This window comes from Legionella pelazae (assembly GCF_052527395.1).
Genome location: NZ_JBNVZS010000012.1, coordinates 1 through 14,393, shown reverse-complemented (window position 1 = coordinate 14,393; position 14,393 = coordinate 1). Strand labels below are relative to the sequence as shown.

Below are 14,393 nucleotides of genomic sequence, written 5' to 3'. Positions count from 1 at the left end.
TACCATCAAATTATTTCTTATCTTTAGGCTTCTTCGTTCCGTATTTAGAACGTCCTTGCTTACGATCATTTACACCCGAGGTATCTAGGCTTCCACGAATAGTATGATAGCGCACACCAGGCAAATCCTTAACACGACCACCTCGAATCAGCACAACAGAGTGCTCTTGTAAATTGTGTCCCTCACCACCAATATAGGAAGTTACTTCAAAACCATTTGTGAGCCGAACACGAGTTACCTTACGCATTGCTGAGTTAGGTTTTTTGGGCGTAGTTGTATAGACACGTGTGCATACGCCACGACGTTGGGGACATGATTCTAGCGCAGGGACATTACTTTTCTTTTTTGCGTGTACCCGAGGCTTTCTTACTAACTGGTTAATAGTAGCCATTTATTCTTAACTCCGAATTTTTTTGGTCATATTTCGAATGCATAAGGAGGCCGGATTCTATATAGGGATAGCAGATTTGTCAAGCAAATCTGCTATAGTTTAATCCGAATTAATGATCATGATTGTCAGCATTCAATGCTTCGCTAAGCGCATGTTCGACATCACTAGCAGTCACTGTATGCGTATTATGCTCATTTCCTACCGCTTTTGCACGTTTAGCTTTTCGCTTTTGATGATAGGTATATCCAGTTCCTGCGGGAATTAGACGACCAACCATAACGTTTTCTTTTAACCCACGCAAATCATCCACCTTTCCACTAACCGCTGCTTCAGTTAGTACGCGAGTTGTTTCTTGGAAGGATGCAGCAGAGATAAAGGATTCTGTTGCTAAAGAAGCTTTAGTAATACCTAGCAATATTGGCGTTCCTCTTGCTAATTCCTTACCTGCGGTTGCAAGTTTATCATTTTCCTGCAACATCACGCTTTCCTCAACTTGCTCACCAGCTAGGAATTTTGAATCTCCAGCATAGGTAATTACACGCTTACGTAGCATTTGCCGAACAATCGTTTCAATGTGTTTATCATTAATTTTTACGCCTTGTAATCGATAAACATCTTGTACTTCATTGACAATATAATTTGCTAATGCGCCTACACCTAACAATCGTAAGATATCATGTGGATTTAATGGTCCTTCAGCTATAATCTCACCACGCTCGACATGCTCACCTTCAAATACTGATATATGGCGCCATTTAGGAATAAGCTCTTCATGTGATTTATCCTCTGATTCAGTAATAATCAAACGACGCTTACCTTTTGTTTCCTTACCAAAGTTTACTATACCTGAAATTTCAGCCATTACAGCAGCATCTTTAGGTTTACGCGCTTCAAACAAGTCAGCTACTCGAGGTAAGCCTCCGGTAATATCGCGAGTCTTAGAACGCTCTTGTGGTATACGGGCAATAACATCCCCTATACCTACTTCACTACCATCCTCAAAGTTAATGATTGCATCGACTGGCAAGTAATATTGTGCTGCTACGTTTGTGCCAGCTAAGAAAATATCTTCACCATTATCCGATACTAACTTCACCATTGGACGCATGTCTCGGCCTAGCGCACTTCGCTGTTTCGCATCAGTTACCACTATATTACTTAAGCCTGTAATTTCGTCAGTTTGACGATTCATCGTTATACCTTCAATAAGGTCAATAAATTTCAATCGCCCACTCACTTCAGAGATAACAGGATGGGTATGTGGATCCCAACTTGCAATGATCTGACCTGCTTCAACAGCTGTGTTATCTTGTACAGTCAACACGGCTCCATAAGGCAGTTTGTATCTTTCTCTTTCACGGCCAAAATCATCAACAATGGACACTTCCCCTGAACGCGATACAGCAACAAGGTTACCATTTGCATGCGTTACTGTTTTAATATTATGTAAACGAATAACACCCTTATTCTTAATTTGAATATTATTAGCTGCAGTTGCTCGTGAAGCCGCGCCACCAATGTGGAAGGTTCTCATGGTTAACTGAGTACCAGGTTCACCAATTGACTGAGCTGCAATAATACCAACAGCTTCACCTGTATTAACTAAGTGACCTCTTGCTAGATCGCGTCCATAACATTTAGCGCAGAGTCCAAAACGCGTTCTACATTCAATTGGCGAGCGGACAAGTACTTGATCAACACTGTGGCGTTCAAGTTTTTCAACTAACTCTTCATCTAACAGAGTGCCTGCCATCACAATAGGTTCGCTTTGGTTTGGAATAAAGACATCTTTAGCAACAACACGGCCTAAAACTCGCTCATGCAGAGGCTCGACGATATCCCCTCCTTCAATTAATGGTTGCATGAGGATACCTTGATCAGTACCACAATCATCTTCGGTAATTACTACATCTTGAGCAACGTCAACTAAGCGTCGAGTTAAATAACCGGAGTTAGCTGTCTTTAATGCAGTATCTGCTAAACCTTTACGGGCACCGTGGGTCGAAATAAAGTATTGGAAAACATTTAGACCTTCCCGGAAATTCGCGGTAATCGGTGTTTCAATGATTGAACCGTCTGGAGCGGCCATCAATCCCCGCATACCTGCTAACTGGCGAATCTGAGCAGCAGATCCCCGCGCTCCTGAATCCGCCATCATAAAGATCGGGTTAAATGAAGCTTGCCTTACAGTTTTTCCATTATTATCAACCACTTCTTCCGTCGCAATACGGGTCATCATCGATTTGGCAACCATTTCATTTGTACGTGACCATATATCGATAACTTTATTATAGCGCTCACCGTTTGTTACCAAACCTGAACGATACTGTGATTCGATTTCTCGTACTTCATTATCTGCTTGCTCGATAATTGTAGCTTTATCTTCTGGTATCTCCATGTCTTCGATACCAATGGAAGCGCCGGCTCGGGTTGCAAATTTAAAGCCCATATACATGAGTTGGTCAGCAAAGATAACTGTCTCTTTCAAGCCAAATTTACGATAACAACTGTCTACTACTTTAGATATTGCCTTTTTCGTCATCGGACGATTAATTTGGTCGAATGACATACCTCTTGGCAAGATATCTGCTAAGATGCCACGGCCTACAGTAGTTTCTACAAGCTCATACTTAAGCCGTCTTTCACCACCTTCGCCCTCACCTTCATCGCCACTTTCCTCTTCTTCTATGTCAACAGGAATGCGAAGTTTAACTTTGGCATGTAAATCAATGAGACCCGCTTCATAAAAATTCTGTGCTTCTTGTGCACTAGCAAAAAACTTACCTTCACCCTTAGCATTAACACGCTCACGAGTTAAATAGTAAAGCCCTAAAACAACGTCCTGACTAGGTACAATAATTGGCTCACCACTGGCTGGCGATAAAATATTGTTAGTCGACATCATTAAAGAACGAGCTTCTAACTGTGCTTCCAAAGTAAGCGGAATATGCACGGCCATTTGGTCACCGTCGAAATCAGCATTATAAGCTGTACAAACAAGAGGATGTAGCTGAATAGCCTTTCCTTCAATTAGTACGGGCTCAAACGCTTGAATGCCTAAGCGGTGTAAGGTTGGTGCACGATTTAATAAGATAGGATGCTCTCGAATAACATCTTCCAGAATATCCCAAACAACAGGCTCTTCTCTTTCTACCATCTTCTTAGCCGCTTTAATGGTAGTCGCTAAGCCTCTAAATTCTAGTTTACTGAAAATAAACGGTTTAAAGAGCTCTAGTGCCATTTTCTTTGGCAAACCGCATTGATGTAGGCGTAAAGTAGGCCCAACAACAATAACTGAACGACCCGAGTAATCAACACGCTTACCCAGCAGATTTTGACGAAAACGACCCTGTTTTCCTTTAATCATATCTGCTAAAGATTTTAAAGGTCGCTTATTAGTACCAGTAATTGCACGACCACGGCGGCCATTATCGAGTAAAGCGTCAACCGATTCTTGTAGCATACGCTTTTCATTGCGAACAATAATATCGGGCGCATTAAGATCTAATAAGCGTTTTAAACGATTATTGCGGTTAATAACTCGACGATATAAATCATTTAAATCAGATGTTGCAAAACGCCCACCGTCAAGAGGTACTAACGGACGTAAATCCGGCGGTAAAACCGGTAATACATCCATAATCATCCATTCGGGTTTATTACCTGATTCATAAAAGGCTTCTAGTAATTTTAGCCGTTTAGTAATTTTCTTAACCTTTGTTTCAGAATTGGTTAACGGTAACTCTTCACGCAGAGATTTAATTTCTTCTTCTAAATCAATTTGACGAAGCAGTTCACGAATTGCTTCAGCACCCATCCGCGCGTCAAACTCATCACCGTATTCTTCCATCGCTTCTAGGTAGGCTTCGTCATTTAACAGTTGCCTACGCTCTAACTCTGTCATTCCAGGATCAACGACAACGAACGCCTCAAAATAGAGAACGCGCTCGATATCTCTTAATGTCATATCAAGTAGTAAACCAATTCGAGATGGTAATGACTTTAAGAACCATATATGAGCTACAGGGCTCGCTAGTTCAATATGCCCCATCCGCTCACGTCGTACTTTTGCTAACGCAAGCTCGACACCACACTTTTCACAAATGACACCACGGTGTTTTAAGCGCTTATATTTTCCACATAAGCACTCATAATCCTTAATAGGTCCAAATGTTTTTGCACAAAATAAACCATCACGCTCTGGTTTAAAGGTCCGATAATTGATCGTTTCCGGTTTCTTTACTTCACCATACGACCAAGAACGTATTAAATCAGGCGAAGCCAGTGCAATTTTAATTGCGTCAAATTCTTCACTTTGACCTTGCTGTTTAAGAATACCTAGTAAGTCACTCATTACCGGTGCTTTTCTCATGGGATTACCGCTTAGAGTAGCCAAATCTATGCCTCCAAAAATTAGTTGTCAGAATACATCACTGAGTAATTAGTCATGGTCTAATTCAATATCAATACCCAGAGCACGAATCTCTTTTAACAACACATTAAAGGATTCAGGCATTCCAGGATCCATACGATGATCACCATCAACTATATTTTTATAGATCTTAGTTCGTCCTCCGACATCGTCTGATTTAACTGTTAACATTTCTTGTAACGTATAAGCAGCACCATATGCTTCAAGCGCCCAAACTTCCATTTCCCCAAACCGCTGACCACCAAATTGTGCTTTACCGCCCAATGGTTGCTGGGTTACAAGGCTGTAAGATCCAGTAGAACGAGCATGCATTTTGTCATCAACTAAGTGGTTGAGCTTTAGCATATACATGTAACCAACCGTTACTGGGTTATCAAATTTGCGACCAGTCCGTCCATCAATTAATGTTGTTTTACCATCAGCTGGCAGACCAGCAAGTTCTAACATTGATTTAATTTCAGCTTCTGTGGCGCCATCAAATACCGGCGTTGCCATCGGTACACCATTGCGCAGATTATCAGCCAGTAATTTTAATTGACTATCATTTAGAGCATCTAAACTTACTCGCTGTGTTCCATCATGGTTATAAATCTCATTTAAGAAGCTGCGTATCTCTTTAAGAGGTCGCTCCTCATTAATTAAGTTGGCAATTCGATTACCTAACCCTTTTGCTGCAAGACCTAAATGGGTCTCTAAAACTTGGCCAATATTCATTCGAGACGGCACACCTAACGGATTTAACACAATATCTACGGCTGTACCATCTTCCATATAAGGCATATCTTCAACAGGGACAACAATAGAGATCACCCCTTTATTTCCATGTCGTCCTGCCATTTTATCACCTGGCTGAATACGACGTTTGACAGCAAGATAAACTTTGACAATCTTCAACACGCCAGGCGCTAAATCATCACCTTGAACTATCTTTTTACGACTATCACTGAAACGCTTTTCCATTTCTTTACTCAACAATTCAAGCTGCTTAGAAAGCTGCTCTAATTGTTGGCTTACTGCATCGTCGTCAACGCGAATATCAAACCATTTCTCTCTAGTCATTGAATTTAGGTAATCTGCCGAGATGATATTGCCCGCTTTAATCTTGCCTGGACCGCCTGTAGCGGGCTTATCTAGCAATAAATTAAACACGCGATGATAAATGTCTTCTTCACGAATACGTCGCTCATCAATTAAGTCTTTTCGTACACGTGCTAAATGTTCTTCTTCGATACTTTTTGCCCGCTCATCTTTCTCAAGACCATCGCGCGTAAATACCTGTACATCAATTACTGTACCATTCATACCAGAAGGAACACGCAGAGACGAGTCTTTCACGTCTGACGCTTTCTCACCAAAAATAGCACGTAATAATTTTTCTTCCGGGGTAAGCTGTGTTTCACCTTTTGGCGTTACTTTACCGACTAAAATATCCCCAGCACTAACTTCTGCACCAATATAAACCACGCCAGACTCATCAAGGCTTGCTAAGGCCGATTCACCAACATTAGGAATATCTGCGGTAATTTCTTCAGTGCCTAATTTGGTATCACGTGCTATACAAGTTAGTTCTTCGATATGGATAGTTGTAAACCGCTCCTCTTGAACAATTCTTTCTGAAATTAATATAGAATCCTCAAAGTTATAACCATTCCAAGGCATAAAGGCTACAAGCAGGTTTTGACCTAAAGCTAACTCACCCATGTCTGTACAAGGGCCATCAGCCAGTACATCGCCACGACGTATCTTGTCACCTTTCGCCACAATTGGACGCTGATTAATACAAGTGTCCTGGTTGGAACGGAAGTACTTAGTTAAATTATAGATGTCTACGCCAGTTTCGCCAGCGCTTGTCTCTTCATCATTTACGCGAACTACAATTCTTGAAGCATCTACTAAATCAATAACGCCACCACGTTTAGCAACCACGGATACGCCGGAGTCAGAAGCTACCGTACGTTCCATACCTGTTCCAACTAACGGTTTTTCAGAACGCAACGTCGGCACAGCTTGTCGTTGCATGTTTGAACCCATCAAAGCCCGATTCGCATCATCATGCTCAAGAAAAGGAATTAATGAAGCAGCTACTGACACAATTTGCTTGGGTGAAACGTCCATATAGTTAATCTTATCAGGCGTAGTTAATGAAAACTCATTCTGATGTCTACATGGCACTAAATCAGCAGTAATATTACCCTTTTCATCAACAGCCACTGTTGATTGAGCAATATACTGATCAACTTCCTCAATCGCAGATAAATACTCAATTTCATCAGTGACTCGGCCGTTGACTACTTTGCGACATGGCGTTTCAATGAACCCATAATCATTGGTACGGGCATATACGGATAAAGAATTAATCAAACCAATATTTGGACCTTCAGGGGTTTCAATTGGACATACACGGCCATAGTGTGTTGTGTGTACGTCCCGGACCTCAAAGCCTGCGCGCTCGCGTGTTAAACCACCAGGGCCTAATGCTGAGACTCGGCGTTTATGAGTCACACCCGAGAGAGGGTTAACTTGATCCATAAATTGAGAAAGTTGGCTTGAACCAAAGAATTCTTTAATAGCCGCTGAAACAGGTTTGGCATTAATTAAATCTTGCGGCATTAAGTTTTCTGATTCTACAAGGCTTAAACGTTCCTTAACGGCACGTTCTACACGAACTAATCCAACTCTAAATTGATTTTCAGCCATCTCGCCAACACTTCTTACCCGGCGATTACCTAAATGATCAATGTCATCCACCATACCGATACCGTTACGAATATCGATAAGTGTCTTGATAACAGCAAGAATATCCTCTTTAGTAAGCGTACCAGGGCCTGTATCTTCTTTTCGACCTACTCGACGGTTAAACTTCATACGGCCTACAGCAGAAAGATCATAGCGATCTTCGGCGAAGAATAAGTTCTTAAAGAGTGCTTCGGCTGCTTCTTTTGTAGGTGGCTCACCTGGACGCATCATGCGATAAATTTCAACCAATGCTTCTAATTGATTCGTAGTAGGATCAATTTTTAAGGTATCGGAAATATAAGAACCGTGATCCAAATCATTGGTATAAATCATATAGAAGGTTAAAATGCCCTGTTCGGCTAGTTGATCAAGTAACTCAGAGGTTACTTCATCATTAGCTTGCGCTAACATTTCCCCTGTATCAGTATTAATAATATTTTTTGCAAGTACTTTACCAACTAAATAATCACGTGGCACAACGAGATCTTGCATATTGCTCTTTTCCATTAATCGAATATGGCGAGCTGTAATGCGACGACCTTGTTCCACAATTAATTCATTTGTATCAGGCACATGAATGTTAAAAGAGGCAATTTCTCCACGTAGTCGTGAAGGAATTAAATTAATATGAAATTCACCATTTCTTAAGGTACAAGCCGTCGTTTCAAAAAATTCAGCAAGTATTTCTTCGACTTCATAACCCAGAGCACGAAGTAAAATAGTAACAGGCAACTTACGTCGGCGATCAATTCTTACGAAAACGCAATCTTTAGGATCAAATTCAAAGTCTAACCAAGAACCACGATAGGGAATAATCCTAGCTGAGTATAATAATTTTCCTGATGAATGAGTCTTACCACGATCATGCTCAAATATCACACCAGGAGATCGATGTAATTGAGAAACCACTACCCGCTCTGTACCATTAATTACAAAAGTACCTACATCGGTCATTAAAGGGATTTCGCCCATAAATACGTCTTGTTCACGTATATCTTTAATTGGTTTTGGCTCGCCTGGAGTATCTTTATCTAAGACAACAAGTCTAATTTTGACTCGTAGGGGTGCTGAATAAGTTAAACCACGTAATTTACATTCACGTACATCAAATGCAGGTTCGCCTAACTTATAACTTACATACTCAAGTCTTGCGTTACCTGAAAAGCTGTGTATAGGGAAAACCGACAAAAAGGCTGCATGGAGACCTGTATTCTGGTATAAATTTGAATTTGAATCAGCCTTTAAAAAATCTGCATAAGATTTCAGCTGAATATCAAGCAGGTTGGGAATAGCCATTTTATCAGCCTGCCTACCAAAGCTTTTGCGAAATCGTTTTTGCTCAGCATGGGAATAGTATTGAGGGGTAGCTTTTGCAGTGGCCATGGTGATTCCTCTGTAAATTATTGATAATATCAAACACATAAACCCAGCCATGTAAACATGGCCGGGTTTCAAAAATTATAACAATATTACTTAACTTCGACAGTAGCGCCAGCTTCTTCGAGTTGTTTTTTGATATCAGCCGCTTCTTCTTTTGATACCCCTTCTTTCACAGTAGACGGAGCACCTTCAACTAAGTCTTTAGCTTCTTTTAAGCCAAGACCTGTAATTGTACGAATAACTTTAATTACGCCTACTTTGTTAGAACCAAAGTTAGTCATAACTACGTTAAATTCAGTTTTTTCTTCCGCGGCGGCAGTAGTAGCAGCAGCAGGACCAGCAACAGCAACAGCTGCAGCAGCTGCAGAAACATTAAATTTTTCTTCCATTGCTTCGATAAGCTCTACCACTTCCATAACAGTCATGTTTGAGATAGTGTCAAGAATCTCATTTTTTGAAACAGCCATTTCTAGCTCCTAGTTAATAAATTATATTAGATTACGCAGTTTGTTCTTTTTGCTCTTTAATTGCAGCAAGTGTTCTAACCAATTTGGCATGAGGCTCTGCAAGAGTACGAACAAATTTCTCTACTGGTGCTTTCATCACATACATCAGCTTAGCTAATGCTTCATCACGTGTAGGTAAGCTAGCGACCGCTTCAAGTTGACTTGGGTCGTAGACTTGGCCGCCTACAGATAATGCTTTGATTTCAAGCTTTTCAAATGTCTTTACGAACTCTTTTAGTAAACGTGCCGCATCGCTTGGGGCCTCTAGCGAAAGTGCTATAAACAAAGGGCCAACCAATTTATCGCTTAGGCAAGAAAACTGAGTGTTTTCGAAAGCACGACGAGTAAGGGTGTTACGAACAACACGTAAATAAACGCCTGACTTTCGAGCCTCCGTTCGTAATTGAGTCATTTGATTCACAGTCAAACCGCGATAATCAGCAACTACAGCCGATACAGCCTTAGAAGCAACTTCTGTTACCTCCTCAACAACGGCTTTTTTTGCAGCTAAAGTTATCGTCACGTTAATGACCTCCTTAGTTGTTCAAATCAAAATGATTTGACAGTTATGGTGGCCGTCTAAGGTAAATACCGAAGCCGGTTCACCGTCTGCGCAGGAGATTAAGCTAACTTAATTAGCGCCTGCGGTCTTCGACGGCATCGAACCATGTCTATGCCGTGAAAGCGGATTTAAGGGCGTTGTATGTTACACAGGTATTGATGCAAGATCAATAGGTAACCCTGGCCCCATAGTAGATGAAAGTGTAATTTTCTTAAGATAAACGCCTTTTGACGACGCAGGTTTTGCTTTCTTTAAGTCAGCAACTAAGGCAGCAATATTTTCTATTAAATCTTCTGCTGAGAAATGAACTTTACCTACTGTACAATGAATTATACCATTTTTATCGGTACGATAACGAACCTGACCAGCTTTAGCATCTGTAACTGCAGCTTCAACGTTCATGGTTACAGTTCCGACTTTAGGATTTGGCATTAAACCTCTTGGCCCTAAAATTTGACCTAATTGACCAACAATTCGCATAGCGTCAGGCGTTGCAATGACTACATCAAAGTTTAATTCACCTGCTTTAATCTGCTCTGCTAAATCTTCGAAACCAACAACATCGGCACCCGCGTCTTTAGCTTTTGTTGCATTTTCGCCTTGTGCAAAGACTGCAACTCTAACTTTTTTACCTGTACCCTTGGGTAAGTTAGTTGAAGTACGCACAACTTGGTCTGATTTACGAGGATCAACACCTAAATTAACACTAATATCAACACTTTCTTCAAATTTTGAACTTGCAAATTCTTTAATAATATCAATTGCTTCAGGAGCAGGATAAAGATAATTCGTCTTAACCTTTTCGCGTATTTTTTGCTGCTTTTTACTTAATTTAGCCATAATAATCTCTTACTCCACGCCTTCAACTTCAACACCCATACTCCTTGCAGTTCCGATAATGCATTGAACTGCTGCATCCAATGAAGCTGCTGTGAGATCTGGTTCTTTTGTTTTGGCAATTTCTTCAGCTTGGGCACGTGTAATCTTACCCACCTTTTTAGTATTAGGGTTTCCACTACCACTTTGAATACCAGCAGCTTTCTTAATTAAGACAGATGCTGGCGGAGTTTTAGTCACAAAGGTGAAACTTCTATCATTATAGACTGTTATTACAACAGGTGTAGGTAATCCTGCCTCTAAATTTTGAGTTGCAGCATTAAAAGCCTTACAAAACTCCATAATATTGACACCACGCTGACCTAGAGCAGGACCAACTGGTGGACTAGGATTCGCCTTGCCTGCAGGGATCTGCAATTTTATGTATGCTTCTACTTTTTTAGCCATTTAGGACTCCTCGATGGGTTAGCTAGCGCCCAATAACCTTGAAATGAGTTATCAAGCTCCCCGATTACAAAATGCAACATTATATCACAATATATTAAACCAGTTCAAAATTATTTAATTCTAACCCTTAAGCTAGTTAAATAAAATTAAATAGGTTTAAAAAATTAGGAAATTAATTAAGTTTTTTCTACTTGACTAAATTCTAGCTCTACTGGCGTTGAGCGACCAAAGATGAGAACTGCAACGCGTAGTCTATTCTTTTCATAATTAACTTCTTCAACTACGCCATTAAAGTCAACAAATGGACCTTCTTTAACTCGTACAACTTCACCTGGTTCAAAGAGTATTTTAGGTCTAGGTTTAGTAACACCATCTTCAATACGTTGAAGTATAGCAGATGCTTCCTTGTCAGATATCGGTGTTGGCGTTTGACCTGTTCCACCAATGAAACCTAAAACACGAGGAATTTTACGAATCATATGCCATGTTTTGTCATCCATGATCATATTTACTAGTACATAACCAGGATAAAATTTGCGGGTACTTTTACGTTTTTGACCAGCACGCATTTCAACTACTTCTTCGGAAGGAACAATGACCTCACCTATTTTATCTTGCATCTCATGCTGCTCGGCACGTGCCTTAATCTCACGCATAACAAAGTTTTCGTAGCCTGAGTAGGCATGAACTACATACCACTGTTTTGATTTCTGCTCTTCCACGTCTGTCAACCTAAATGAGTTATTTTAGCAATTGCCCACATCATACCAGAATCAATTGCCCAAAGAATAAAACCTGTTACTGCAACCATAATCATAACGATTGATGTAGTCTGAATAGTTTCCTGGCGTGTAGGCCATACTACTTTTAGTAGCTCAATTTTTGCTTCAATAGCGAAAGCAAAAGCTTGACGTCCTACAGTAGTAAAATAGGCTAGAAGAGCAACTAATATAAACCAGGCGATCCAGATAATAGCCTTAATAGGTGCTGAAAAGTTAAAATAATAAGTACACAGAAATGCAGCAATCGTTACTATTGCTACTCCTGCCCACAAACCAATGTCTTTAAAATTACTTTTAGAATTTGCTGAATTTTTCATACTTTTATGGTTTTTGGCAGGCCAGGAGGGAATCGAACCCCCAACCTGCGGTTTTGGAGACCGCCGCTCTGCCAATTGAGCTACTGGCCTAACTTAACAACACAATTGAATGTGAGACGTTACTATCTCACATTCGACATACTTACTCAATAATTTTTGCAACGACACCAGCACCGACAGTTCGACCGCCTTCACGAATAGCGAAGCGTAAACCTTCATCCATTGCAATTGGCGAGTGCAGATGTACAGTCAATTGAACATTATCACCTGGCATCACCATTTCAACCCCTTCAGGGAGGTCACAAGAGCCGGTTACGTCAGTGGTTCTGAAATAAAACTGTGGGCGATAACCATTGAAAAAGGGTGTATGACGACCGCCTTCATCTTTGGAGAGCACATACACTTCCGCTTCAAATTTAGTATGAGGCTTGATAGTACCGGGTTTTGCTAGTACCTGGCCACGCTCCACTTCATCACGTTTTGTACCACGTAATAAGATACCCACGTTATCCCCTGCACGACCTTCATCAAGCAGTTTGCGGAACATCTCAACACCCGTACAAGTGGTTTTTTGAGTATCACGAATACCGACAATCTCAACTTCTTCACCCACTTTGATAATACCGCTCTCAATTCGACCGGTCACAACAGTTCCACGACCTGAAATTGAAAACACGTCTTCAATCGGTAACAAGAAGCTCTTATCAATGTTACGAACAGGCTCAGGAATGTAAGAATCCATCGTATCAATCAGCTTCTCAATCGCAGGTACACCAATCTCACTGGTATCGCCTTCCAGTGCTTTTAAGGCAGACCCCGTCACAATTGGAATGTCATCACCAGGAAACTCATAGCTGCTTAATAAATCACGTACTTCCATCTCCACAAGCTCTAAAAGCTCGGCATCATCTACCATGTCCGCTTTATTTAAGAAAACAACTATGTAAGGCACACCTACTTGACGAGACAAAAGAATATGCTCGCGAGTTTGAGGCATTGGACCATCCGCTGCAGAAACAACTAAAATAGCACCATCCATTTGCGCAGCACCGGTAATCATGTTCTTCACATAATCGGCATGCCCTGGGCAATCAACATGTGCATAATGGCGATTGGCTGACTCATATTCAACATGCGCTGTTGAAATCGTAATACCGCGCTCCCGCTCTTCTGGCGCTGCATCAATTTGATCATAAGCCTTTGCTGTACCACCAAACTTCTTGGCCATAATCGTTGTAATCGCTGCCGTCAGCGTCGTTTTACCATGGTCAACGTGGCCAATCGTACCCACATTCACGTGTGGCTTTTTACGTTCAAACTTTTCCTTCGCCATCGGAAAATCTCCCCTTAGAAAGTTCATAATTATGGTGCCCACAACTGGACTCGAACCAGTGACCTCTTCCTTACCAAGGAAGTGCTCTACCGCCTGAGCTATGTGGGCTTTCAAGCATCAGACTGGGTTTGAAGTTTTGACAAACAAATTTGGAGCGGGTGATGGGAATCGAACCCACGCTATCAGCTTGGAAGGCTGAAGTTCTACCATTGAACTACACCCGCTTGTCTATTACTTCTTCGTAACTGGTGGAGGGGGAAGGATTCGAACCTTCGAAGGCTGAGCCGTCAGATTTACAGTCTGATCCCTTTGACCGCTCGGGAACCCCTCCAAAATGAACGCCATTTTCTTTCACGTAAAGACTAATGTCAAGTACAATAGTGTGAGGACTAGCTTAAACTAAAAGACAGTTGTGCTTTGATTACTGACTGCTTTTAAAATTCCACAGTTTTTTCATGATCTTAATTGCTTTGGAGTATTTACTACTAAAACAAAAACCATAAAAAAAGCGTGCATAAACTAAAGCACGCTTATACTTTCATATGGTGCTGGCACTAGGAATCGAACCCAGGACCTACTGATTACAAGTCAGTTGCTCTACCAACTGAGCTACGCCAGCATAATTTTTTATAGAGCAAGCATTATAGCTTTTTTCTCTATAATTACAACT

At 41.0% G+C, this 14,393-nt stretch carries 10 protein-coding genes and 5 tRNA genes; all 15 read right to left on the bottom strand.

Annotated elements, in window-relative coordinates; genetic code table 11:
* Positions 1-10: 10 nt before the first annotated feature.
* A complete protein-coding gene (rpsL, locus tag ACQUW5_RS11715; protein ID WP_131784064.1) occupies positions 11-391 on the bottom strand; it encodes a 30S ribosomal protein S12 in 381 nt (126 codons plus the stop codon).
* 109 nt (positions 392-500) lie between these two features.
* Positions 501-4,745, bottom strand: coding sequence for a DNA-directed RNA polymerase subunit beta' (gene rpoC / locus ACQUW5_RS11710; protein ID WP_444991529.1), 4,245 nt, complete (start codon positions 4,743-4,745; stop codon positions 501-503).
* Between the two features lie 87 nt (positions 4,746-4,832).
* Entirely contained in the window at positions 4,833-8,942 is a 4,110-nt protein-coding gene (gene rpoB, locus ACQUW5_RS11705) for a DNA-directed RNA polymerase subunit beta (protein ID WP_444991436.1), read from the bottom strand.
* A gap of 86 nt (positions 8,943-9,028) precedes the next feature.
* A complete protein-coding gene (gene rplL / locus ACQUW5_RS11700; RefSeq protein WP_444991435.1) occupies positions 9,029-9,406 on the bottom strand; it encodes a 50S ribosomal protein L7/L12 in 378 nt (125 codons plus the stop codon).
* Between the two features lie 31 nt (positions 9,407-9,437).
* The gene (gene rplJ / locus ACQUW5_RS11695) at positions 9,438-9,968 is read right to left on the bottom strand and encodes a 50S ribosomal protein L10 (RefSeq protein WP_444991434.1); all 531 of its coding nucleotides are present in this window, start codon (positions 9,966-9,968) and stop codon (positions 9,438-9,440) included.
* Between the two features lie 183 nt (positions 9,969-10,151).
* Positions 10,152-10,847 carry a 50S ribosomal protein L1 gene (gene rplA / locus ACQUW5_RS11690; protein WP_444991433.1) on the bottom strand — a complete coding sequence of 232 codons (696 nt, stop codon included), beginning with the start codon at positions 10,845-10,847 and terminating at the stop codon, positions 10,152-10,154.
* Positions 10,848-10,856: 9 nt separating this feature from the next.
* Positions 10,857-11,291 carry a 50S ribosomal protein L11 gene (gene rplK, locus ACQUW5_RS11685; protein WP_444991432.1) on the bottom strand — a complete coding sequence of 145 codons (435 nt, stop codon included), beginning with the start codon at positions 11,289-11,291 and terminating at the stop codon, positions 10,857-10,859.
* A gap of 176 nt (positions 11,292-11,467) precedes the next feature.
* Entirely contained in the window at positions 11,468-12,013 is a 546-nt protein-coding gene (gene nusG, locus ACQUW5_RS11680; RefSeq protein ID WP_444991431.1) for a transcription termination/antitermination protein NusG, read from the bottom strand.
* Between the two features lie 5 nt (positions 12,014-12,018).
* Entirely contained in the window at positions 12,019-12,390 is a 372-nt protein-coding gene (secE, locus tag ACQUW5_RS11675; RefSeq protein ID WP_444991430.1) for a preprotein translocase subunit SecE, read from the bottom strand.
* Positions 12,391-12,404: 14 nt separating this feature from the next.
* Positions 12,405-12,480: transfer RNA gene (locus tag ACQUW5_RS11670), tRNA-Trp, on the bottom strand.
* Positions 12,481-12,532: 52 nt separating this feature from the next.
* A complete protein-coding gene (tuf, locus tag ACQUW5_RS11665) occupies positions 12,533-13,723 on the bottom strand; it encodes an elongation factor Tu (protein ID WP_444991429.1) in 1,191 nt (396 codons plus the stop codon).
* A 32-nt stretch (positions 13,724-13,755) separates the two neighbouring features.
* Positions 13,756-13,831, bottom strand: a tRNA-Thr gene (locus ACQUW5_RS11660).
* Between the two features lie 42 nt (positions 13,832-13,873).
* Positions 13,874-13,947, bottom strand: a tRNA-Gly gene (locus ACQUW5_RS11655).
* A gap of 22 nt (positions 13,948-13,969) precedes the next feature.
* A tRNA-Tyr gene (locus tag ACQUW5_RS11650) sits at positions 13,970-14,054 on the bottom strand.
* Between the two features lie 212 nt (positions 14,055-14,266).
* A tRNA-Thr gene (locus ACQUW5_RS11645) sits at positions 14,267-14,342 on the bottom strand.
* Between the last annotated feature and the right edge of the window lie 51 nt (positions 14,343-14,393).